Raw genomic sequence first — 24,958 nt, forward strand, 5'->3', positions numbered from 1 at the left:
TGTCTAATTGTTTTTGTCTTCAATCCATTTTCTTGCATTTACAAACGCTTCATGCCAAGGAGAAACTTCATCGTTTCTGCCTTCCGGATAATTCGCCCAGTTCCATTGGAAAGTAGAACGTTCGATATGCGGCATCATTGCCAAATGTCTTCCGGTTTTGTCACATAACATGGCAATATTAAAGAAAGAACCGTTAGGGTTGGCAGGATAATTTTCATAACCGTATTTTCCAACCACATGGTATTTATCTTCGGTATAAGGCAAATCAAATTTTCCTTCTCCATGCGAAATCCAAACACCTAAGGTACTTCCTGCTAATGTACTTAGCATTACAGAATTATTTTCTAAAACGCTCACAGACGTAAAGGCGCTTTCGTGTTTGTGAGAGTCGTTATGTCTTAATTTTCCGTGTACTTCATGTTCTGGATTGATTAATTCCAGCTCCATGAACAATTGTGCTCCGTTGCATATTCCAACGGACAGCGTATCTTCTCTTTTAAAGAAATTATCCAGAGCTGTTTTTGCTTTTTCATTGTATAAAAAGGCACCAGCCCAACCTTTAGCAGATCCTAAAACATCAGAGTTAGAAAAACCTCCAACTGCACCGATAAATTGGATGTCCTCTAAAGTTTCACGACCTGAAATTAAGTCGGTCATGTGGACATCTTTTACATCAAAACCGGCCAGGTACATAGCGTTTGCCATTTCACGTTCAGAATTACTTCCTTTTTCACGTATAATGGCAGCTTTTGGTCTTGGTCTTGAAGCATCAATTACCGGTTTTTTTCCTGTGAAATGATTAGGAAACGCAAACTGTAACGGCTGTTTTTTGTAGTTTTCAAAACGTTCTTTTGCCTTTAGTTCTCCAGACTGTTTTTTATCCAATAGATAAGAAGTCATATACCAGGTATCTCGTGCTTCAGTTACGTCAACAGAAAGATTTTGGCTTCCGTTTTTGATGGTTACGGTATTGCCTTCTTTTACTTTTCCGATAGGGAAGAAAGCAATATTGTTTTGAGCCAGGACAGCTTCTACAGAAGCATCTGCCTGGAAAACAATTCCAATATTTTCAGCGAATACTATTTTTATTGTATCACTTTCATTCAGATTGCTCAAGTCAAAATCAGCTGCCAGATTCACATCTGCAAAACACATTTCAAGCAAAGTAGTAATCAATCCACCACTTCCGATGTCGTGTCCGGCTTGTATTTTTTCAGCTTTAATAAGGTCTTGCAAGACATTAAAAGTCGTTTTGAAATTTGCTGCATTTTTGATTGTTGGAGCGTCGTTACCGACCTTGTTTAAAACCTGCGCAAAAGAAGAACCTCCTAATTTGAAATTATCTTCTGAAAGGTTGATATAATAGATATTTCCTCCGTCTTTTTTCAATACAGGCTCAACCACTTTTCTAATATCGGTACAATTACCTGCCGCAGAAATAATTACCGTTCCGGGAGCAATAACATCTCCGTCAGGATATTTCTGTTTCATCGAAAGTGAATCTTTACCTGTCGGAATGTTTATTCCTAGTTCTATAGCGAAATCAGAACAGCTTTGTACGGCTTCATATAATCGGGCATCTTCTCCTTCATTTTTACAAGCCCACATCCAGTTAGCAGAGAGTGAAACTCCTTTTAAACCGTCTTTTATAGGAGCCCAAATAATATTGGATAAGGCTTCTGCAATTGCCGTACGGCTTCCTGCTGTTGGGTCAATTAAGGATGCAATAGGGGAATGACCTACAGTTGTCGCTATTCCTTCTTTTCCTAAATAATCCAAAGCCATAACACCAACGTTGTTCAATGGCAATTGCAATGGTCCGGCACATTGCTGTTTGGCAACTTTACCACCCACACAACGGTCTACTTTATTGGTAAGCCAGTCTTTACAAGCCACAGCTTCCAATTGCAAAACCTGATTCAGGTAATTTTTGAAATTTTCCTGAGTATAATCTAATTCAGTATAGTTTCTATTTACAGTAGTATCAGTCATCACCACTTTTGGCGAACTTCCAAACATATCTTCCAAAGCAAAATCCATTGGTTTTGCTCCGGTTGTTTTTGACTCAAAAGTGAATCTATGATTTCCGGTTACATCGCCTACTTGGTACATAGGGGAACGCTCACGGTCTGCAATTCTTTGTAAGGTATCGATGTCTTTTTGGCCAATAACCAATCCCATTCTTTCCTGAGATTCGTTTCCGATAATTTCTTTGGCAGAAAGAGTAGGGTCACCTACTGGCAATTTGTCCAAATCAATCAAACCTCCTGTTTCTTCAACTAATTCAGAAAGACAGTTCAAATGTCCTCCAGCTCCATGATCGTGGATAGAAACAATAGGATTTGTATCGCTTTCTACGAGGCCACGAATAGCATTTGCAGCACGTTTTTGCATTTCCGGATTGGAACGCTGTATGGCATTCAGCTCAATTCCCGAACTGAAAGCACCGGTATCAGCAGAAGAAACTGCAGCACCACCCATCCCAATTCTGTAATTCTCACCACCAAGGATGACGATTTTATCACCAGTTTTTGGCTTTTGCTTGATAGCCTGGTCTTGTTTTCCGTAACCAATTCCTCCGGCTAGCATGATGACTTTGTCGTAACCAAGTTTATCAACCCTGCCAGAGTTCAAAACTCTGGCAGGGTTATTTTCTTCCTCGTGTTCAAATGTCAAAACAGAACCCGTAATTAACGGCTGTCCGAATTTATTTCCAAAATCAGAAGCTCCGTTTGAAGCCTTGATTAGGATATCCATTGGAGTTTGGTACAACCATTTTCTTTCTCCCATCGCTTTTTCCCATGGACGGTTTTCTTCCAAACGGGAATACGCTGTCATGTATACAGCAGTTCCTGCCAAAGGCAATGAACCTTGTCCGCCAGCCAAACGATCTCGGATTTCTCCTCCTGAACCGGTTGCCGCTCCGTTGAAAGGTTCAACGGTTGTAGGGAAGTTATGTGTTTCTGCTTTAATCGAAATAACAGAATCAAAGTCTTTTGTTTCGTAAAAATCAGGTTTGTCCGCTGATTTAGGTGCGAATTGCTGAACTTTTGGTCCTTTTAAGAAAGCCACATTATCTTTATAAGCCGAAACGATATCGTTCGGATTTTCTGATGATGTTTTCTTAATCAGTTTGAATAGGGAAGATGGTTTTTCTTCTCCATCGATGATAAAGGTTCCGTTGAAAATTTTATGACGGCAATGTTCTGAATTGACTTGTGAAAATCCAAATACTTCAGAATCGGTTAGTTTTCTACCTAGTTTTTTAGATAAATTTTCCAAATAACCAACTTCTTCATTGCTCAATGCCAGTCCTTCTTTTGTATTGAAGCTTGCAATATCTTCAATTTCAATGATAGGTTCCGGCTGTATATTTATGCTATATATTTCTTGTCCTAATTCGAAATATTTCTGAGAAAGCATCGGATCAAAATCAGAAAAATCAGCAGTGACTTTTTTAAATTCCTCAATACGGATAATGCCTTCAATACCCATATTTTGAGTAATCTCTACGGCATTCGTACTCCATGGGGTAATCATTGCAGCTCGTGGACCAACAAAAAAATCCGCTAGCACGGATTTTTCTATTTTATGTGTATTGCCAAAAAGCCAGTTTAACTTTGAAATGTCTTGAGCAGAAAGCTCGTTTTGCGTCTGAACGGCAAAAACGGTATTGCTTTCGTTTCCGAAGAAATGAATCATTAGTTCTTATATTTAGTTGTTGTTGTGGCGCAAATTTAGTTCAAAAAGTCCTAAAGTCAAAAGCCTTACGTTAAAAGTTAGCAAACATTCTCTGTAAATAAAAAAGACTGTCCGAAGACAGCCTTTTCCGCATTGTTTTTAGGTGTTATTTCTTTCTTTTGAGCATGATTTCCATACTTTTAAATTCTTTTCCGTCAGGAGTCATGTCATACATTTCCATCTTTTGGGTATTTGGGTCGACAACGGTAATGACTTCACGAATTTTTTTGGTTTTTTTCGTCATTGGATCCGTAACTTCTCCTTCCATTTTAATCGTTTTTGAAGCTTCGTCATAATTTCCTTTCATGACCATAATTCCCGTTCCCATATTGTCAATCCATGTAGAAACGTATTGTTTGGCAGCATTATCATAAGCCAAAGTACTGCGTCCTTCAAAAGGTTGTCCCATCATGTTTCCGGTATGTACTGATTCCTGATAAAGACCGTTTAATATCATTTTTGTATTGGCAGTAGCATTGCTTTTGTGTGGCAACCTATCGTCAGGTCCCATCCAGAAAGTAAGTTCTTCGTCCCAGGTTCCTACGTCAGCAGCCATTTTTTTGTGCATTTCGCCCGGCGTCATGTATTCCTGCCAGGCTTTTTGCATGGCAATCGAATCCATTGGTTCTGATTTTACTGTTTCTGCTGGAACAGAATCTTTTGCGACAGTTTTTGTTTCTTCAACCTTGACTTCTTTTTTACAAGCCGTCAGGCATAGAAGCAGTGCTCCTAGATAGATGTAGTTTGCTTTCATAATTACGTTGATTTTGTTTGATTCGTATAAAATTATGAAAAAAATACATTTAATCTTATTTTTAGCGATATGTTTTTAAGAATAATTATCTTTCTTCAAAAGTTATAGACTCATAAGCGCCTAAATCAGGGGCAGCAGTATTTCTTGCCGTTCCTTTGATATCGTTAGGAACCTCGGCTGCAACGCTTGGGTCTCCAAAACCATTTGCAGCAGATTCTTCACCAATCATCAGCTTATTTTTGTTAATGTCCAGGAAGTTTGGATTTTTATTTCGGATAATGTTTGATTCATCATTCACAAAAGAATAGATGTTATTAGTTGTATTAATAGAATTGCTAAGCTTGATTTGACACTTCGTAAATACAGCATTGAAATTATCGGTACCTTCTTTTTTGTTCAGTAACAATCCGGATTGGTTAGAGCTGAAAATAATACAGTTTTTAAAACTCGCATCCAGCGGCTGTACTTCAGGTGTTGCGCCTTGTATGTAATTGTCAAGTGCAACAGCATATTTTCTGGAACCTGACCAGTTGTTGTTGAATGTACTGTGTTTGAAGTCGTATTTTCCGCCATAACTGCCTACAAAGCTGGAAGAGCCACCCCAGTTGATAACCACGTTTTCACCCTGAATATAACCTGTTTGGGCTAATATTCCAGCATTAGATGAATTGTATATCTGTACATTTTTTAATTTTAAGTCAGGAGCAGGATTGGTTATTCCTGAATTTCCGGAAACCAAAACTCCTACGGTTGCATTTTTGATAGTAAGGTTGGTAAATTCATGTCCGGTACTTCCTTGGGTAAGCCAGATGGCTAGCCATTGTCCGGGTGAGTCAGAAAATGCCGGTTCTAATCGGTCACCTTCAAAAATAACTTCGTTTTCTAATTGGTCTGTAAACGATTGACTTCCATTTATTTTGATTGAACTACCGTTATACGCAATCAAGGCTGAGCCGGAGTGGAAATGCACTCGTGTACCCGCATCGATTGTGAGCGTTTCATTGGCTGGAACACCGGCATAACCATAAATAACATAAGGTTTGTCCTTAGTCCAGTGCCTTTCTGTGTCATCAAGGAAAAAGCCTCGTCCTGTTATCGGATTTCCTTCTTCGTCAACTCCAATCGGAATTTGCTCGTAATTACCTTCATTATCACGGGTAGGATAGAGGAATACGGCATCTTTTACCAACGTGACTAATTGGACCTTTTGCTGTTTTGTTCCGTTATCGAATAAAATCTGGTCTGTATAAAGATATTCGGCCTCAGGATTAGCAAAATCATTATAATCGATAGTCGTTTCAATAAAAATAAACAAGCTGTCTTTAGCCAGAAGCTCTACATTATTAAAAATTTTACCTTCTGTTCCCTGCATTCCGTCTACCATCATTCGGTATTTTGAATTCATTCCTTTTGCAAGCTGTATTGTTGGGATGCTGATGTCCTTATCGCTACGGTTGTATACTTTTAAGGTATACGTACTGGAACCAATGTTAGTAAAAACAGTATCGAGATAAACCGTATCTTTTGAAAATCCAAGATTACCGCTACTAGGCTCAAAATCAAAATCTTTTCGACAAGAAGTCAGTGAAATAACAGCAACTATGAATAAAAATATAAAGGAATTACGCATCGGTTTGAATTTTGGTAAAAATAGTAAAAATCTTATTTGTCGGACAGGTTAATTTTTAAAATTGAGCCATGTCCTGCATCAGTAAACTCAAAAATGTTAAAATTAGTATGTGTCTTTTAACTTTTCTACGCTTAATCTGCTGTCATGTTCCGTATTAATTTCCTTAATTTTGGAAAAACAAATTTTAATAATGGCTTTCGATAAAAATACAATGCTTGAAAACTGCAAAAAATGGTGTGAAAATACCCTGATGCAGACTTTAGAAATAGAATTTATTGACGCCGGAGAAGGTTTCTTAAAAGCCCAAATGCCGGTTAATCCAAGAGTCCACCAGCCAATGGGATTGCTTCATGGTGGAGCTTCTGTTGCTCTTGCTGAGAGTGTAGGAAGTGCGGCCTCACTAATGTTTATCAATCCGGAAACTCACGAAGTGCGTGGAATCGAAATTTCGGCAAACCATGTCAAAAGCAAACGTGCAGGTATGGTTTACGGAACTGCAAAAATTATCCACAAAGGGCGTATGGTACATCTTTGGGAAATCAGGATAACCGATGAAAACGATATGCTGATATCGTTATGTAAGATTACCAATATTGTTTTGGAAAGGGCTAAAAAATGATGTCCGGATTTTATCAAAAAGCAGAAGAACAGCTCAAAAACAGGCTTCCTTTTGTAGTATATTCAAAACCTGGAGAAACTGTTGCTGTTGGGATTTTCCAAAAGGATGCGTCATTGCATTTTACAACCAATTTTAAAGAAGAAGGTTTTGTATTTGCTCCTTTTTCAGGAGGACAATTTGTACTGTTACCTAATGAAATATCCGATGTCCTTACAGAAGACTATACCCGAATTGCAATTGAAAATAGTAATAAAAGCTCCGAATTTGATGATACAGCCAAAGCAAATTTTGAACGGTTGGTGCAAAACGGCGTAGATGCAATTTGCAAAGGTGATTTTAAAAAAGTTGTCCTATCTCGTAAAGAAGCTGTTTCTTTAGAAAAACCTTCTCCTTTTGCATTATTTAAAAAATTGCTTTCGGCATATCCAACAGCTTTCAAATACTGCTTTTTCCATCCAGAAACAGGAATGTGGTTAGGTGCCACTCCAGAGCAATTATTAAAGGCTTCAGGAGACCGTATTAAAACGGTAGCACTAGCCGGAACGCAAGTGTATCATGAAGGAGAGATAAAATGGGAAAATAAAGAACAGGAAGAACAGGAATTTGTCACAGAATTTATTCTTGACGGACTTGAAGATTATACAGCCGAAAAGAATAGCTCCAAACCTTATACTTTCAGAGCAGGAAATATTGTGCATATCAAGACGGATATTGAAGCCCGTTTGCACAACAAGCAAGATTTAGGAAAAATAATAAAAATGTTACATCCAACTCCGGCAGTATGCGGACTTCCAAAAGAAGCCTCCAGAGAATTTATTCTTGAAAATGAAGGTTATGATCGGGAGTACTACTCCGGATTTTTAGGAGAACTAAATCGGGATTTTGCAAAAGACATGCAGCATAATTCGGATTTGTTTGTAAACCTCCGTTGTATGAAGCTGCAGGATGCTACAGCCAATTTATTCATAGGTTGTGGTATTACAAAAGACAGCGTTCCTGAGAAAGAATTTTTCGAAACCGTGAATAAATCATTAACACTGAAAAATATCCTTGGAGAATAATTATTCTTCGTATTTTTAAAAAACAAACAAACACAAACAATGAAATTAGATATACTTTTTTTTGGCGCACATCCTGATGATGTTGAATTGGGTTGCGGCGCTACGGTAGCCAAAGAGGTTTCGTTAGGGAAGAAGGTGGGTATAATTGACCTGACAAGAGGTGAATTGGGAACCCGTGGAACTGCAGAAATTCGTGATGAAGAAGCAAAAAATGCAGCTGCTGTTTTAGGAGTAGAAATTCGGGAAAACCTGAACATGCGAGATGGTTTTTTTATCAACGATGAAACACATCAGATGGAAGTCATCAAAATGATTCGAAAATATAGGCCTGAAATTGTGATCTGTAATGCTATCGATGACAGGCATATTGATCATGGCAAAGGCAGTAAGTTGGTTTCTGATGCCTGCTTTTTGTCTGGATTGATTAAGATTGAAACCGAAATTGACGGTATAGTTCAGGCAGCCTGGAGACCTAAGTTGGTGTATCATTATATCCAATGGAAAGACCTTAAACCGGATTTTGTAGTAGATGTTAGTGGCTTTATGGATAAGAAAGTGGCTTCTCTCATGGAATACAAATCACAGTTTTATGACCCAAATTCTAATGAACCAAGTACGCCTATAGCTACAAAAAACTTTAAAGATAGTATTATATACCGTGCTCAGGATTTAGGAAGATTAATAAACTCCGAATATGCCGAAGGATTTACAGTGGAAAGATATTTGGCTGTCAATAGCTTAGGGGATTTGGTGTAATTTTTTGAATTTTTTGTTTGCAGGAATCAACTTTTGCAGTATATTTGCACTCGTTAAACAAATGGTGGTTGTAGCTCAGCTGGTTAGAGTATCGGTTTGTGGTGCCGAGGGTCGCCGGTTCGAACCCGGTCTGCCACCCATTTTTAAAGCCTTGGATTTTTCCAGGGCTTTTTTTATTTCTTCTCTTTGCTAATTAAAACTTAAATTGGCTGTGCCTGTGGGCATTATTTTCTAAATTAGAGAGAAAAAGAGCCATGTCACAGCAAATAGTTATAGGAAATCCGATTTCCTTCAAGTCCATCCGGGATTATATTTTTAATCATAAAGTCAATAAAGGCGATTGTATTATCTTAAATCCTTTAAACTATAAAAGTTTGATTGAAGAGATAAAACATTCCCGTGAAGAAACAATTGAAATTCCAATCAATGTTTTTGGAGTACTACTTGTTCAGGATGAAACGGACAGTGTTGAATTAGGGAAAATCCAGATTGTAAAAAATGAGAATCTCAATTCATGATTGTTTTAAGAAAAAATAATCCTAAATCGTTATAAAATTTGATAAAAATGTTATATTTTGGCTTATATTATTCTTTTGAATTGCATAAACTAAAATTAGTATAACTTTTAAATTAAATTTTATGGGGACATTCTTGATTTCAAAAAGAAAAAATGACGAATTTCAATTCGTATTAAAGGCCGGAAACGGAGAAGTTATTTTGACCAGCGAAGGCTATTCAAGCAAAGCTGGATGTACGAATGGTATTGAATCAGTACGAAAAAATTCTCAGGACGATTCGAAATTCGATAAAAAAGAAGCTACTAACGGCAAATTATATTTTAACCTAAAAGCAACAAATGGACAGATTATTGGATCAAGCCAGATGTATGCTTCTGCTTCAGGGCGTGATAACGGAATTGAATCTGTAAAAAAGAATGCGCCAGATGCAGATGTAAAAGAAGATTTATAGTCCAAAAACTTAATAATAAAAAAAGCTCCGATTTCGGAGCTTTTTTTATTTTATTTTCCATCCCTGTCAATAACAGGTCTTTCTTTACGATTTGCTAATTCCCATGCCGTAACGAAAACGAGTTGTGCTCTTTTTTGCAGTAGGTCGTATTCGATTTTATCCGGTGTATCGGTTGCTTTATGATAATCTTCGTGAACTCCATTGAAATAGAATAGCGACGGAATTCCATTCTTAGCGAAGTTATAATGATCAGAACGGTAATAAATTCGTTCCGGATCGTTCCTGTCGTTGTATTTATAATCTAATAGCAACTTAGTATATTCTGCATTTGCGTTTTCAGATATTTTATGCAAGTCTGTACTCAGACGGTCTGAACCTATCAGATATACATAATTGCCGTTGTTTTTGTGTTTGTCATCACGACGACCTATCATATCGATATTCAAATCGGCAATTGTATTTTTTAATGGGAATAACGGATGCTCTGCATAATATCTTGAACCGTGCAGTCCATGTTCTTCTCCGGTTACATGAAGAAATAAGATAGAACGTTTTGGTCCGTGTCCGTCTTTTTTGGCCAGCATAAATGCTTTGGCGATTTCCAGCAATGCAACAGTTCCGGAACCGTCATCATCAGCACCATTAAATACCTGTCCGTTTTTCATGCCAACATGGTCGTAATGCGCAGAAATAACCAGAATTTCATCTGGCTTTTCAGAACCTTCAATAAAAGCCCAGATATTTTCAGAATCGTTTAGTTTAGGACTGAATGCTCTAGACATAAATTCTGCAGGAACCTTTTGATAAAAGTCAGTGGCTCCTTTAGGAAAGGAAACGCCAATTTTTTCATACTGAGAAATCAGGTATTTTCCAGCCTTTTTTTGACCGGGTTCGCCAGTATTTCGGCCTTCCATTTCATCTCCTGCAATCACATAGAGATTTGTTTTTAAGTCAGCAGCAGATATGGCTTCCATATATTTTGTAGGCTTGACTGAAGAACAGCTAACCATAAATAATGAAAGCAGAAAACCGGAAATAAGCATTTTTTTCATCTTCAAATTTTTATAAAAATACAATTTTATTTTACACACCATAAACTGTAGGCAAATAGCGCCACAGAAAAGATAGATATAAGAAACATATTTATGAAAAACAGCACGAAACCCTTTAATCTTGAAATGGCTTTATCTTCCCCAAAAAAGTTACTGTGGGCCCTGAAAAAATAAAAGAAAACATAGAATAAAGCGACGATATCATAAAAAGTAGAAAAGATGCCTAAAAGCGGTAATAGGTTCATAAGCCAGTTAAAAATCATTCCGATAGCAATGACAAGCAGAAGAAATGAAAAATAATGGAGTGTGAACACGCCGCTGTCGAAATAATACCATTTTTTCTTGTCATGCATTAGCCATAAGAAAAAGGCAAAAACCGGCATATATAAAAACAGGACTTTTGGGAGTGTATGTACAGCGGATTCAAAAGCCTTTTTTAAAAGTTCTTTTCCGGTTTCTTCTTTTTTGACTTTAAATACTTTTTCATAAGCACCATATTCCAAATAGGAAAACTTCTCGTCCTCTGGTAATACATTCTGAAGAGAATCTAATTCCTTTAGGCTTTTTATTTTTATTCCATCTCGGACTTCTATTCCGGAAAATTCTTTTTTCTTTTCCTTTTCAGGATTTTTTTCTTGGGTTACAGTTTTTTCAGTCTTTCCTTCTTTGAACTCCAACAATGAGGTTTCAGGCAAAAGTGACGGAAGCAAGAATGTAACGAAACTGATAAAAATATAAAGCTTAACCGGAGGTACAAACTTTTTTCTTTTGCCTTCCAAATAGGTTTTTGTCAGGTGGCCTGGCTTAAACAACAAGCCTTTTATTGTTTTCCAGAAGCTGCCGTCATAATGCGTAAGATCTTCTACAAAATGTGTAAACAGATAGTGAAAAGACTGTCTTGTTTCTGTATTTTCCTGGCCGCAATTGGGGCAGAATTTATTTTCGACTACATAGTTGCAGTTCAGACAAGTTTTGTTTTCTCGTATTTTTTGGTGTCCCATTTTTAAGATGAATGCTTCTGTGTTTTGTGGAAGCTAAAACTATAAAAAAAACCAAAACATTTGGGAAAGATTTTAAGAAACTTCAAAAAAAAGCAAGGCTTCAACATCTTCTCAATGCTAAAGCCTTGCACATGAATTACAAGCTACTCTAAATTAACGTGATTGCAATTCGTGTTATTTTCTATCACAATATAAGGATAGCCAATTCTGAACTATATTTATTCTGATGAATTGGACTATAAAATTACGTTATAATTCAATTTTTTCAGTAGCATAAAGTATTAAATTTCTCTTAAAAATTCGCAATGTGCGTAGTATAATTAGTAAATTCAAATAAAAAAGGGCTCTAAAATGTATACTGCTTTTGAATGGGAAAGACTGCTTACTAATAATCATCCTTTCGAATTTCTTTTTGAAGTAGTTTTCAGGTCAGTAATTATGTTTATTGTCCTGTTGATTACATTGCGTTTCACCGGAAAAAGAGGAGTGAAGCAGCTTTCTATTTTTGAGACTGTCATTATTATTGCTTTGGGTTCAGCTGCTGGCGACCCGATGTTTTATGAAGATGTAGGATTGATACCCGCCATTACGGTTTTTATCGTTATCATTTTGTTGTACCGATTCGTGACAATGCTTACAGGAAGATTCAAATGGTTTGAAAATTTGGTTGAGGGAAAAACAGAATGTCTGATTGAAGAAGGTAAATTTTCTATAGCGAGTTTTGAAAGGGAAGGATTGGCGCAAGATGAGTTTTTTTCTGAATTACGACTGCGTTCTATTGAACATTTGGGACAGGTCAAAAATGCTTATTTGGAAACATCTGGAGAGGTCAGTATTTTTTTCTATGAAGACAAGGATGTAAAATATGGATTGCCTATCTTGCCACAATTATTTGAAAAAAAGAGCCAGGCCATTCCTAAAGCAGGTTTTTATTCATGTACTTTCTGTGGGCATACGCAAAAAGTCGAAGCAGGAAAAGCGCATTGTGAAATTTGCAATAAAACCGAATGGGTCGAGGCAATAAAAACTTTACGAAAAGCATAAAAATAAATGATTACGATTACCAAAACTACCGATTACAATACCGTACGAAAAATTGCTGAGCAAACCTGGCCAAAAACTTACGGGCATATCCTTTCACCTGAGCAGATTGACTATATGTTTGACATGATGTATAATATCAATGCTTTAAAAGAACAGGCTGATTTAAAAGGACATCATTTTATTTTGGCTGAAGAAGAAGGAATTCCATTGGGTTTTGCTTCCTATGAGTTCAATTATGGAGGAGAGCCAAAGACCAAAATCCATAAAATTTATATCCTTCCGGAAACACAAGGAAAAGGAATCGGCAAAAAGCAGTTAGATTATATTGCAGAAGAAGCAGCAAAAAATAAAAACACCATTCTTTCATTAAATGTAAACCGTTACAATACGGCCTATGAATTTTATATCAAAATCGGATTTGAGAAGAAAGGAGAAGAAGACATAAACATAGGAAATGGCTATCTGATGGAAGATTATATAATGGAAAAGCAGCTATAGTTATTTAGGATTTTGTTGGCAAACATTATGAAATCAATAACATAGCGCCCATTTTATAAGGCGTAACTTTGAGTATAACCCCTACCAAATACTCAATGTTATGATAGAACAGATCTACAATCTGCCAGACAATATGGTAGGTTTTCGCTCCAGTGGCGAAGTTACACCACATGATTTTAAGCTTGTCAATATAAAAGTTTCTGAGCTTGTCAATACAACAGGCAAGCTCAATTATTTACTCTTTTTAGACAATTCTCCAACCGATTTCACCTTTGGAGCCTGGATACAGGATGCCTTGCTTGGAATCAAAAACATCACAAAATGGAACCGGGCCGCAATCATTTCAGATTCAGAAACGGTAGACAAATTCACTTCTTTTTTTAGTAAAATCATGCCCGGAGAATTTAAAGTTTTTCGCAAGGATGACATGTCCCGTGCTGTTGACTGGACTTCAGAAAAGATAGATATAGAAGAATAACCAACTAAAAAATAATGCCATGGGAGATTATAAAAATTTAAGCAGTGAAGATGCTGTTTCGAAATTGAAAAAACTGGCAGAAGATATCAGAGTCTGCATGTTTTGTACCGATTTGACACATACGCCGTTTTCAACACGGCCAATGAGCGTTCAGGAAGTAGATGAATCAGGAAATATATGGTTTCTAAGCGGTGCGGACAGCGATAAGAATTTTGAAATAAAGCAAGATGAAAATGTGCAATTGCTTTTTGCAAAAAACTCAAGCTCAGAATACCTCAATGTATATGGGAAAGCATTCATATACAAAGATAAATCTACGATTGAAGACAAATGGAGTCCTGTTGCAAAAGCCTGGTTTTCGAAAGGAAAAGACGATCCTAACGTTACTGTAATCCGTGTTCAACCGGAATATGTTTATTATTGGGATACTAAAAGTGGTAAGATGGTATCGTTGCTCAAAATAGCAGTAGGTGCGATTATCGGAAAACCGTTGGATGATGGTATAGAAGGAAAGCTTTCCGTATAATTGTACGGAATATATTTAAATATTTCAATGCTTTGCGGCTCTGCGCCTTTGCGAGAAAATAATTGCACGCAAAGGCGCAGAGCCGCAAAGTTTCTGACATTTATCTTGTTAGAAAAAAGCAAAAGCTTCCATTCCCGGAAGCTTTTTTTATTTTTATACCAATCTTCAATGATTTATTGTAAATTTAGGTGGTACTGCCTGCCAATAGTAATAATAGTCTATGCAAATAAAAGCTACACTTTCCAGATTCCTTGAAAAAAGAAGTGGCCTGCCTCGTTGGGTTAGAATTTCGCTTAGGGTTTTATCAGGAATTTTTTTGCTAATCGTCATTACGTATTTGGGACTCGCTTTTTATGTCAATACTCATAAAGAAGAAATTTTAGCATCTGTCAATAAAAAAATCAACGAAAACATCAATGGTAAATTTACAGCAGAAAGTATAGAGCCTACATTTCTGCAAGGATTTCCACGGGTTTCTCTAAGAATAAAAAATGTGACTTTAAAGGATAGCCTTTGGGATTCTCACAAAAATACGTTGCTGGAAGCTGAAGATTTTAATATTTCGATTAATATATTGGCTTTTCTCAGAGGAACACTGGAGGTTAAAAAAATAGATATCAATGATGCGAAGATTCATTTATTTATTGCCGAAAATGGCTATAGTAATACAGCTATTTTTAAACCAAAACAAGAAAAGGAGACCACAGGTGAAAGCAGTTCTTTCGCAGAAATAAAGGCGTTTAATCTGCACAATGTTATTTTTATCTCAGAGAATCTTAAAGGAAAAAAACTGTTTGAATTTTCAATCAATGAGCTGAAAGGTAGGCTCGATTATAACTCAAAAGGATGGGAAGCAGCGGTAAATTTAGATGCTTCTGCTCAAAGTCTCGCTTTTAATACCGTACACGGAAGTTTTATCAAAGACAAGACACTCAATGGCAAACTTGATATTGTGTATGATGAGAAAGCTGAAACTATTGTTTTTGAACCCAATGATTTGGAAATAGGCAGCGACAACTTCAATATTGGAGGGAAGTTCAGTATAGGCAAAACCAAATCGGATTTTTCGCTACATATCAAAGCCGATAATATTTTATGGAAAAATGCTTCCAATCTGCTTTCAAATAATATCAGCCGACAGCTCAACCGCTTTGATCTGGAAAAACCCATTGATGTCAACTGTGATATTATTGGTGATTTGAATGCAGAAGGCGATCCGTTATTTCTGGTAAAAGCAGTTGTCAAAAACAACCGACTTCATATTCCTGATGGAATAATAGACAATTGTAGCTTTAACGGAATGTATACTAATGAATTGGTTAAAGGCAAAGGATTTGACGATCCCAATTCTGTAGTAAAACTTATGAATTTCAAAGGCGCTTATAAAGAAATTCCTTTTGTAATGGATTCTGCGATAATTAATGATTTCAGCAAGCCCATTGTCTCAGGTGTTTTTAAAGCCAATTTTCCATTGGAAAAATTGAACAATTGCGTTGATAAAGACCTGATGGCATTTTCTAAAGGCAATGCCAATGTTGAACTTCACTTCAAAGCCGATGTTGTCGACTTCGAAATTACCAAACCGTTTGTTTCGGGATTGGTCAAGATAGATAATGGAGACATGCGCTATGTGCCAAGAAACCTGGTATTCAAAAACACGAATGTAGCTTTGAATTTTACGGATAAGGATTTATTCATTAGCAATATCAGGCTACAAAGTGGCAAAAGTATCGTAAACATGGAAGGAAGCATTCAAAATTTCCTAAACCTGTATTATACAGAACCTGAAAAGCTAGTGCTCAACTGGAAAGTAACAAGCCCTCAATTGTATTTGGGAGAATTTCTCGGGTTTTTAGAAAATCGTAAAACTGTGAAGCATGCACCTGTAAAAACAAAAAAGGGAAATGGTAACGATAAACTGGACTTTCTTTTTGAAAAGAGCAATGTCGCCCTGAGCGTTCAGATTGATAAATTTTACTATAATAAATTTACGGCTACCAATACAAAAGCTGACCTTTTATTATCAGATTCAGGAATCACAATACGAAACGCAGTAGTGAATCATGCAGGCGGACAAGTAAAACTTAATGGTTCAGTACAGCAAGGGAAAACAAAAAATCATTTTTCGATAAAGGCAAACGTATCCAATGTGGCGATAGAAAAGTTTTTCTATGCGTTCAATGATTTTGATATGGAGTCTCTGAAGTCGAAAAATCTGAAGGGCTATCTTACAACGGCTGCTGCCATTTCCGGAGCGATTTCAAATGAAGGTAAATTAATACCCAAATCAATGGACGGAATGGTAGGTTTCACGCTTAAAAATGGTGCACTGCTTAAGTTTGAACCCATTAAAAGTGCCGGAAAATTTGCTTTTCCTTTCCGGGATTTGGATACTATTACATTCAGCAACCTGAAAGGCAATTTAGATATAAGCGGAGAAAAGATAACCATCCATCCAATGCAGATTAATTCCAGCGTATTGAATATGGATGTAGCTGGAATCTATTCTTTTGGAAAAGGGACAAACATAGCACTTGATGTACCGCTCCGAAATCCTAAAAACGACAAAGGCATAACTGATAAAGAAAAACTGGAAGAGAGAAGAAATAGGGGAATAGTACTGCATCTCCTGGCATCTGACGGCGATGACGGAAAAATAAAAATCAGGCTTGTTAGTAAGAAAACAAGAAATGAGGAAGTGGATTTAAAAAGCAATAAGCAATAAGCAATAGGCAATAAGCTTTGCGTCTTTGCGAGCAATTATTTCACGTAAAGACGCAGAGACACAAAGTACAGTACTAGAAAGGATAACCAATTGCTAGGTTAAAAACCAGATTTTCTTTTCTCCAATCTGGATCTCCAAATCGGACTTTATCGATTACCCAACGGTCTCCTTCTGGTAGATAAGGTTTGCGTAATGGGAAAGCCAGATCCAATCGCAAGACTAAAAAGGAAAGGTCAAATCGCAGACCGGCACCGGCACCAACCGCAAGTTCATCAATAAATTTACTCGAAAAACGGGCACCCGCTTTATTTTCATTATCATTCATCAACCAGATATTTCCGGCATCTACAAAAAGAGCGCCATGTACGATGCTAAACAATTTGGCACGGTATTCTGTATTTAGTTCCAATTTTAAATCTCCGGATTGGTCGGGTAGGAAGGAACTTTCTTCTACATTCGGGTTATAGGTTCCAGGGCCAATAGAACGTGCCCTGAATGCCCTGATACTGTTTGTTCCGCCTATAAAGAATTGCTTGATAAAAGGTAGCTCTTTCGAGTTTCCATAAGGAATTCCTACTCCAACAATAATTCTGCTGGCCAGTTGCGAATCGTTTCCAAGTTTTAAATAATGGCGGAACTCATTTTCTAATTTTACAAATTGGCTGAACGGGACACCTAAGATTTGTTTTGGGTTATCTGAATTGCCTCCCATAATCAATCCCGTTGCCGTAGCAGAAAGGTCAATACTGCCTTTGTAATAAAAAGTATTGGTACGCCTTCTACGCATTGTGTTGGTATACGTATACGAATAGGTAGGGCCAAAAATCAGCTGTTTTTCAATGACACGGGCTAACGAAGGATTTCCTGGCGTTTCATCTGTTCCTTCAATTTGTGCCCTGTATTCGGCTGAAACGTTGCCGGAACTTACATAAGTGATTTCCGTGAGATTCAGCTGGTGCTCCTTACGTGCATTTTCTTTCCATAAATAGCCAAAAGAACCTTTAAAAGTATTCAGCGTATAAAGTCGCTGGCGTTCCTGATGTTCGTAGCCAATCAACGCTCTGGTTTTTGGTACAAATCCGCTACCGGATTGAAATTGGAAAGGCGCAATAAAGCGGGGCCATATTAAGCTGGTTTCACCTCCAAAACGGAAAACATTATAGCCTTTGTTTTGTCCTGATACTTGCACTTCCATACCACCAAAGGCAGTAATCGTGAGCAGCTCAGCTCCTTTAAAAGTATTCCTGTTCAGCCAGTTGACATTGAGTTCTGTTCCGGTGTAATTGGCAGAGTTTGTCTTGCCGAGTACTTCTACACGGATTGATTTTTTAGGAAGTGGTGTGAGGTAATAATAGGCATCGAGCGCATCATCTATGGAATCTGAAACCCTAAACTCATTTTTTACGAACTTAAAGGTTCCGAGATTGACAAGACGATTGAGCGAAAGATTGTGGTCGGTTCTGTTATAAACATCACCTTTTTTGAAATACAGTGTCCTGTCGTAAATACGAGGATTAAACGTTTTTATCGTATCGATAATGGTAAGGTCTTTGTATTTTTCAGCATAGGATTTATCTATAACAACACTATCAGTAGTGATGGAATAATTTGGGTAGATATAGGTTTCGTTAATCTTATAAATTTTTTTGGAGCGTTCCGGAGTCTCACTTTTTACCTTAACGATCAAATCTACTTCTTGTTTTCCTACAGTACTATCGACTTGTACCAATATAAAATCGGGACTGAAATAATAGTAGCCTTTTTCTTTTAAACGAGTATCGATACGTTCTCTTTCATCTTTGATATTGTCCAGGCTATAAGCATCACCCACTTTTAATCGGCTACGGCGTTGCAGTTGGGCGATATTTTTTGATAAGACTGAAGAGTCAGATGGAAACTTTACGCTTTTGATTTTGTATTGTTTGCCCGGACGGACGATATATTCAGCAGTAACTTTTCTATTGCGGCTCGTTCCGGTTGAGTCAGATTCTGTCCTTACTTTAAAATAACCTTTATTTTCGGCATAGTTTTGAAGAATGCTTTCGTTGTATTCAAGGTCAACCTGGCTGAATAGTACAGGCGGTTCTCCTACTTTATTGCGAAGCCAATAACGGAATCCTTTGTCTTTTGTAGGTTCGCCAGCAATGTTATAGAAATAAAGCTTTGGACGAAGTCCTAAGAATTTTTTATTAGGCAATGGGCGTAATAAGGGTTCCAGTTCCTTTTCCAGATTTTTCCTTTCTTTACGGGATAGGAGCGAGTCTTCAACTTTTACTTTTCCGCCTACATAGAGTGCTTCGCCTTCTTCCAGATATTTCAGATTGCTACAGCCATACAAGAAGAGTAAGGTAAAAAAGAGCGTATATTTTAGGCTAGTTTTCATTGTCGGTTTCATTTTCTTCTTTTTCTTTGGCTAATCTTTCTTTTTCTTTTTGCTTTTCCCGCAATTCTTTTTCACGTTTTCGGGTTTCTTTTATCATTCTTTTTTCTTCTTCTGTCCTATGAAAAAGTTCCCGGAATTTGTTGTAATCCATCGTAATGATAAAGGCTACTCCAGTTTCTACGACTTGTCCTTGCAGTGCTACCTGATATTGGTTTTTCCTGTAGGCACGAACCATATAGCGTCCGTCTTTTGTGAGTTGGTAATCTGCTGAAACGTCGCCAGCAATGTTTGTTGTTTCTTCATTGGCTTGTTGTGGACCTTCAATGCCAAAACTACTTCCTACAGTCACTTTGAGTCGGTCGTTTAACAATCGTTTTGACAGACCTACATTAAGATCGGTTCTGTCTTCTCTCGATCCGGTTGTATAATCTTCTCTGGATTGCAGGTCAAAGTCAAGTTCTACGCCTTGTATTAGATCACTGGCCAGATTATTCAACTGCTGTGATAGAATTTTACTCACACTCTGTCTGGCAAGTGCTCCTGCGCTTGCTCCTCCGGCATCGCTGGCAAAAGGATTCTCACCAATAAAACGGCCTAACAGTAACAGCGCAAAAACTTGTTTGTTAAGCTCTCCTGGTTCTTGACGGAGCTGTGCCAGTTTTGTTTTTGATGCAGAAATAATTTCAGTGGCGACGCCATAATTTCCATCAGGAAGTACAATATCAAAAGTAATTTCCGGTTTTAGCAGCTCGCCATTCATTTTTAGTAGTGTCTGGAACGGGATTTTTTGTTTGTAAGTATTCCGCACGGCTGGAGCTGCATTATTCAGCTGATTGTCTAACAAGTCGATAGGAGCAGTTTCTATTTCATAAATGGCAGTAATGTTGACATCTGCTGAAGTAGGTTCTCCTGTCCAAAGGATATAACTGCCAGCTTTGATATCAAATTTTCTTTTAATCAGATTGTAATTTAGTTGATAAGCACCTTCATTGAATTCATATCTTCCGGTTAGTGTTGTTTTTCCAGATTCGTCTATACCTCCGGTAAGTTGAGCTTCACCTTTCAGATTTAGGTAATCTCCATTTCCTTTGTCGATAATCATGGTGAACTCTGCTTCTTTTACGATTTCGATGTTGACGGAAACATCCATTCCTTTAAACTCTGTCTGTGTCAGTGCCTCTGTTTGAGCTGTAAATCGTTTGTCGATTTGTACTTCATCCTGATCGATGAATTCTATGATTCCATCACGATCTGCCAAAGACGGATCAGATTGCGGAAGCACAATTGTCAAATCGGTGTCTTTGTTAATTTTGAGTGTTCCGTCAACGACAGGTTTATTCAAGTCTCCTTTTATGCTAAGATTGGTATCTAATACCAAAACGCCATAATAAAGATCGTTGTCTTTCTCTTTAGAATTGAGCGCCTTGAAATTATCGGCTTTGATTTTTAGGTCAAAACCAAAATCACTATAATTAGTAGTAAGAACACGACCGTTGACCGTTAAAAGATTGTCTTCTGAATCGGATACAGAAAAATTATTGAAGCCTATTCCTGTATTGGTAAATGAAATCTTATCGTTCATGGATTTAAATTTGGAAGCAAGCTGTTTTACTTTGAATCCAACTTCATTAAACTGCAATTCACCTATAACGCTTGGTTGTTTTGTGCTTCCAGTGATTTTGAAATCTCCCGATAGGAATCCGGTACTTTCAGTAAGATTACCCATTGTGAATCCTTGGATAGCTTTCATATTAAGCTTTTCGATATCCAGAGTCATATCAAAAGTACTGTTGTCTGTTCTGTAAATCCCATCAAGGTTTACCTGATTCCCGTCTCCGGTAATAGCTACATGGGCATCGAGTGTATTGGCAGTTTCATTATCTACTTTGATACTGATGTTTCCTATAGTGTCTTTTTTGAAGCTAAAGTCCTCGATATTTAGGTCGGCAGTAAAAGTGGGATTGCCTGTCAGGTTTTTAAGCAATACATTACCATCAATTTTTCCGCCTGCCAAGAGCGTATCTTTTTGAATAGCACTTGTAATGGTTTCGATTTTGAAATCATTAAAGGTTACATCCAGTGGTGCGTTTGGCTTTTCGGATTGGGATTGGATTTTTATAGAACTTCCTTCATTGCTTAATTCAAAGTTATCCGCATAGATACCTTTATCTCCAAAACGTATGATATTTTCTCTTTCAATATCCCACGGTTCGTAGTTTAGTATTAGTCCATCAGGTTCCAACGAAATTTGGGTATAACCTTCGGCTGACATTAGGTTTCCGGCTATCAGATAGTGGTCTTCGTCTTTTTTGTTTCTTACAAGCAGCGTATAATTGACTTTGTTGTTTTTTACTTCACCTGAAAGGCTGGTATATGGCAGGTTAATTTGCGAATTTTTGATATCGTCAATAATAAGACTGTATACTAATGCGTCATCAGCGGTTTCAATATCCAATTGGCCGTTTGTGATGGTGTTTGCTCCGTATATTATTTTTGGAATTTTTCCAGTCACGGTAATGCTATCGCCTTCACTATTGTATCTTCCATTAATTTGGATAGGAGAGAGGCTTGTGAGTTCCGGTAATAATTTGACTAAAATAGGGTCTTCTTTAATTCCTATTTTTAGGTCGAACTGTTGTGGTTTGGTTACTTTTTTCGGTGCTTTTGGATTGGTATCGTAATATTTAGCGATTGTATTCGATAAGGCAGTTGGGGCGTGGTCAATTTGGAATTTCCCAATAATTGAAGCATCTATAAATTGTGATTTCAACGTAATACTATCTTTTTCAGCAGTTGATACGGCAGCAATTTTTATTGAATCTAACGCATAGGTTTCCTTAGCATCAGCAATCAGGATGTTATGGATATCGATTTTTCCGTTTAGAAAAGCAGGATCAGAACTCGTAATGTCTGCATATACGTTACCACGGATTTTTAAAGGACCGGCATGTAGGTTGAGTTTTTCTAAATCGGCAATGTCAGTATTCAGCTTTAATTTTACAGCCGGATATTTGTCTTTAAAGTTTCCTTCAGCGTCAAGGACAAATGTAAGGTTAGCATCATCCATTCCGGCTTTGACATCAAATTTCCCGTTTTGTATGGCGCCTTTTAATTTCAGGTCACGATACACATATCGATTGAATTCTGCTTTTACCAGCCTACCATCAACAGTTGCATTTGCTGTTTTAGGATCTAATCCTGTCCCGTTGACTTTAGCTCTAAGGCTTATTTTTCCTAACGAATCGTTTTTGAGCAGTTTGCCAATATCAAAATTATCGATTATGGCGTCGGCATTATATTTTTCATGATTCTTTCTTCTTTGGTCAAAAGTGGCTTTTATTTTTGCCTTTCCAAAACTACTGGCCAAAGCCATGTCAGTATTGAAATTATCAACTGATCCTTTGAAAAAGCCGTTTAAAGACAGTTGTGAAGGAAGCTGTATGTTGGAAGGAATTGTCCCTTCCGGAACAAACGTATTGATGTCTTTTGATGAGGTCTTGAATTCACGTATTTTTAAATCAAAATAGGTTTTCTTTGGATCCGGAAGTCCAGTAATCCTGCCGCTGGCTGCAATAACTGTTGTTCCGATACCGCTAATTTCAAGATTAGGGATAATAATGTCGCTTACTTTTCCGTAGACTTCACTATTAATATACATCACCGCATTTGGGTTCGTTTTGAACGGATTGGTATTTTCCAGAGTCGGGACAAATAGCAGTATATCTTTAAAACCAACACGGCTGTCCTTAAGCGAAGCTTTGATTCCCAGACTTCCTAAATTGTCTGCAATCGTAGCAATGTTGTCGTAAGTAACGTTGATTTCGTCCTTGATTAACGTTTGTGGTGTTTTCAGGTATAGTTTTTTAAGCGAAGCTCTTTTTGAGCCATAGAAAAAGTCGGTTCGGAAGGATTCGATACTAACACCACTATGGTCATTCATACTGAAAGCCTGTATGTTCCCGGAAATTGTATCGGAACTATAATAAAGCTTTTTACCCTGTAGCTGTACATTGTCAAGATTGAGATGCTTGTAGTCGATTCCTTTTTTGGCCTTAACAGCATTTTCATCATCAAAACGGAAAGCAATATTTTTTAGAGAGGTTTCATCTAATTTTACTTTCCAGTTTGGAGCGGTGGCCTTAAGCGAATCAGGTGCCTTGACTGTAATTTTCTTGTCGAGCTTGCCAAATGTAAGTCCGCCTTTTATGCCATCAATTTCAAAGTTTTTAAGATCAATATATTGTTTTTTGAGATCTATCGCATTGAATTCGACAAGTAGTTTTTTCAAATTTATACCCGTATTAAGGCGTGTTCCTGCATTATCAAACCCGATATTGATATTGGCCAGATTGATTTCTCCCAATTTAAGATTGAGTTCGGGGCTTCGTACGGCTTCATCTGCAACTTCAACCGTATTTTGAGCCACTTCTTCAATGATTTCGCCTTGTTTGAGCATCAGATTAAACCCATCAAGATTGATTTTTGGTACTTCAAAATCCATTTTTTCGAGATCGAACTTTGTGATTTTGGTATCAAAATGCTGCAAGTAGGCAGTCAGGTCATTTTTTGAAATCTTATCATCAAAACGGACTTTGATTTTATCCAGGTTTATTTTTTTTATGGAGAATTGCATCGGTTCCGAATCTTCTTTTTTAGGCTCTTCGGATGCAAAGGCTTTAATGATATAATCGAAATTAAATACAGAATCTTTATCTCTTTTTATGGTTGTCGTGACTCCCTGGAGGTCAATCGAATTGATTTCTACTTTGTTTCGCAATAATTTAAAAAGGCTGATATCTATTTTCAGCTTTTCGCTTGCCAAAAGAGTATCGCCTTCCTGACTTTCAAAATAAATACCTTCAACAATTATTTTTTTGGGAAACCCAATTTCGATTCTTTTGATTTCAACCGGAGTTTTGATTTTTTCTTCAAGACAGGAAACCGCCTTATCTTTAATAAGATTCTGGAAATAAGGAATCTGTATTAAAATTATGATTAGCAGAAGCAGACCCAGAATTGATCCTAGAGTCCAAGCGGTAATTTTGAGTCCTTTTTTGACGTACTTATTCAAGCGGATTTTGTTTTTATTCACTCTAAATTTAAGAATTTAAAAGTTCACTTTTATTAAATACTTCCCAAAATGACAGAAAAAAACTAACAAATTTAGTTGGAATTATTGTATCATTTAATTGGCGAATGACTTTGTCAAATAATTATTGGTTTGATTTATAGATTGATACTGTTGTGTCATGTCCAAATTGGAATTGCTTTTTTATTAAAAATAGAACTTAAGGATTTCTAAAATAAAAACGGAGGCTTTTGCCTCCGTCATTAGTAGGAATTATGGTTATTTAGGGTTGGTGTTAGTTCCAGTACGTTTCTGATTGCGCTTTGTATCTTGAGGATCGTCATCAGCTTCTTCATCATCGGTTAAAGAATCGTCGTCGTCAAAGCCATCATCCAGAAAGTCATCATCATCTTCTTCGTCATCGTCAAAGTCCCTGTCTTTGTCGTGAGGATTGTTATTATCCCTGTTCAGGTTTGGATTGTCAATACCTCTTTTGTCATTTCCCATTCTCAAACTATTTGGATTTGGGCTGCCCTGATCGAGATGTAAATCTTCTTCGGAGTTGTTATATGTCGGTTCCATAAGATTAAATTTTAAATTGATTTATTCCAAAGTTCCAACATAAACACGCTTTTTTACTTACATAATAGATT

18 protein-coding genes and 1 tRNA gene are annotated in these 24,958 nt (G+C 37.1%); 11 read left to right on the plus strand and 8 right to left on the minus strand.

Translation table 11 applies throughout. The annotated features are described in order from the left end of the window. Nucleotides 1-3 precede the first annotated feature (3 nt). The 3 genes from purL to FJA49_RS13215 all read right to left on the minus strand — a co-directional run bounded on the left by purL (nt 4) and on the right by FJA49_RS13215 (nt 6,125). On the minus strand, nt 4-3,702 hold the full coding sequence (gene purL / locus FJA49_RS13205) for a phosphoribosylformylglycinamidine synthase (protein ID WP_140001389.1): 3,699 nt from the start codon (nt 3,700-3,702) through the stop codon (nt 4-6). A gap of 145 nt (nt 3,703-3,847) precedes the next feature. After that, entirely contained in the window at nt 3,848-4,495 is a 648-nt protein-coding gene (locus FJA49_RS13210) for a DUF1579 domain-containing protein (RefSeq protein ID WP_140001390.1), read from the minus strand. A gap of 85 nt (nt 4,496-4,580) precedes the next feature. Next, nucleotides 4,581-6,125 (minus strand): hypothetical protein, encoded by a 1,545-nt coding sequence (locus FJA49_RS13215; RefSeq protein ID WP_140001391.1) that lies wholly within the window; start codon nt 6,123-6,125, stop codon nt 4,581-4,583. A gap of 190 nt (nt 6,126-6,315) precedes the next feature. Between FJA49_RS13215 and FJA49_RS13220 the strand changes: the two genes are divergently transcribed. From FJA49_RS13220 to FJA49_RS13245, 6 genes are all read left to right on the plus strand, one after another. Next, a complete protein-coding gene (locus FJA49_RS13220) occupies nt 6,316-6,744 on the plus strand; it encodes a hotdog fold thioesterase (RefSeq protein ID WP_140001392.1) in 429 nt (142 codons plus the stop codon). Next, nucleotides 6,741-7,805: an isochorismate synthase gene (locus tag FJA49_RS13225; protein ID WP_233590157.1), complete on the plus strand. Its 1,065-nt coding sequence runs from the start codon at nt 6,741-6,743 to the stop codon at nt 7,803-7,805. Before FJA49_RS13220 ends, FJA49_RS13225 begins: the two co-directional genes overlap by 4 nt. 39 nt (nt 7,806-7,844) lie before the next feature. Beyond that, on the plus strand, nt 7,845-8,561 hold the full coding sequence (gene bshB1, locus FJA49_RS13230; protein WP_140001393.1) for a bacillithiol biosynthesis deacetylase BshB1: 717 nt from the start codon (nt 7,845-7,847) through the stop codon (nt 8,559-8,561). A gap of 63 nt (nt 8,562-8,624) precedes the next feature. Then, nucleotides 8,625-8,700: transfer RNA gene (locus FJA49_RS13235), tRNA-His, on the plus strand. 115 nt (nt 8,701-8,815) lie between these two features. Then, on the plus strand, nt 8,816-9,079 hold the full coding sequence (locus FJA49_RS13240; RefSeq protein WP_140001394.1) for a hypothetical protein: 264 nt from the start codon (nt 8,816-8,818) through the stop codon (nt 9,077-9,079). Nucleotides 9,080-9,200: 121 nt separating this feature from the next. Then, the gene (locus tag FJA49_RS13245) at nt 9,201-9,530 is read left to right on the plus strand and encodes a YegP family protein (RefSeq protein WP_140001395.1); all 330 of its coding nucleotides are present in this window, start codon (nt 9,201-9,203) and stop codon (nt 9,528-9,530) included. A gap of 50 nt (nt 9,531-9,580) precedes the next feature. On the opposite strand, the gene FJA49_RS13250 is transcribed toward FJA49_RS13245, so the two are convergent. Both FJA49_RS13250 and FJA49_RS13255 read right to left on the minus strand, forming a co-directional pair. Beyond that, the gene (locus FJA49_RS13250) at nt 9,581-10,582 is read right to left on the minus strand and encodes a M28 family metallopeptidase (protein WP_140001396.1); all 1,002 of its coding nucleotides are present in this window, start codon (nt 10,580-10,582) and stop codon (nt 9,581-9,583) included. Nucleotides 10,583-10,608: 26 nt separating this feature from the next. Further along, the gene (locus FJA49_RS13255; protein WP_140001397.1) at nt 10,609-11,583 is read right to left on the minus strand and encodes a DUF3667 domain-containing protein; all 975 of its coding nucleotides are present in this window, start codon (nt 11,581-11,583) and stop codon (nt 10,609-10,611) included. Nucleotides 11,584-11,934: 351 nt separating this feature from the next. Between FJA49_RS13255 and FJA49_RS13260 the strand changes: the two genes are divergently transcribed. The 5 genes from FJA49_RS13260 to FJA49_RS13280 all read left to right on the plus strand — a co-directional run bounded on the left by FJA49_RS13260 (nt 11,935) and on the right by FJA49_RS13280 (nt 16,854). Continuing rightward, nucleotides 11,935-12,627 (plus strand): DUF421 domain-containing protein, encoded by a 693-nt coding sequence (locus FJA49_RS13260; protein ID WP_140001398.1) that lies wholly within the window; start codon nt 11,935-11,937, stop codon nt 12,625-12,627. 6 nt (nt 12,628-12,633) lie between these two features. Beyond that, nucleotides 12,634-13,125, plus strand: coding sequence for a GNAT family N-acetyltransferase (locus tag FJA49_RS13265; RefSeq protein WP_140001399.1), 492 nt, complete (start codon nt 12,634-12,636; stop codon nt 13,123-13,125). A gap of 100 nt (nt 13,126-13,225) precedes the next feature. Next, on the plus strand, nt 13,226-13,603 hold the full coding sequence (locus FJA49_RS13270; protein ID WP_140001400.1) for a SpoIIAA family protein: 378 nt from the start codon (nt 13,226-13,228) through the stop codon (nt 13,601-13,603). A gap of 19 nt (nt 13,604-13,622) precedes the next feature. Then, nucleotides 13,623-14,129, plus strand: coding sequence for a pyridoxamine 5'-phosphate oxidase family protein (locus tag FJA49_RS13275; RefSeq protein ID WP_140001401.1), 507 nt, complete (start codon nt 13,623-13,625; stop codon nt 14,127-14,129). A gap of 220 nt (nt 14,130-14,349) precedes the next feature. Then, complete coding sequence (locus tag FJA49_RS13280; RefSeq protein ID WP_199758386.1) at nt 14,350-16,854, plus strand: AsmA family protein; 2,505 nt, start codon at nt 14,350-14,352, stop codon at nt 16,852-16,854. 73 nt (nt 16,855-16,927) lie between these two features. Here FJA49_RS13280 and tamL read toward each other — a convergent pair whose 3' ends face one another. From tamL to FJA49_RS13295, 3 genes are all read right to left on the minus strand, one after another. Beyond that, nucleotides 16,928-19,237 (minus strand): translocation and assembly module lipoprotein TamL, encoded by a 2,310-nt coding sequence (gene tamL / locus FJA49_RS13285; protein WP_140001402.1) that lies wholly within the window; start codon nt 19,235-19,237, stop codon nt 16,928-16,930. After that, entirely contained in the window at nt 19,227-24,308 is a 5,082-nt protein-coding gene (locus FJA49_RS13290) for a translocation/assembly module TamB (protein ID WP_140001403.1), read from the minus strand. Before FJA49_RS13290 ends, tamL begins: the two co-directional genes overlap by 11 nt. Before the next feature lie 276 nt (nt 24,309-24,584). Beyond that, nucleotides 24,585-24,887: a hypothetical protein gene (locus FJA49_RS13295; RefSeq protein ID WP_140001404.1), complete on the minus strand. Its 303-nt coding sequence runs from the start codon at nt 24,885-24,887 to the stop codon at nt 24,585-24,587. Nucleotides 24,888-24,958: the final 71 nt, after the last annotated feature.

Origin of the sequence: Flavobacterium microcysteis, from assembly GCF_006385255.1 — a bacterium.
GTDB lineage: Bacteria > Bacteroidota > Bacteroidia > Flavobacteriales > Flavobacteriaceae > Flavobacterium > Flavobacterium microcysteis.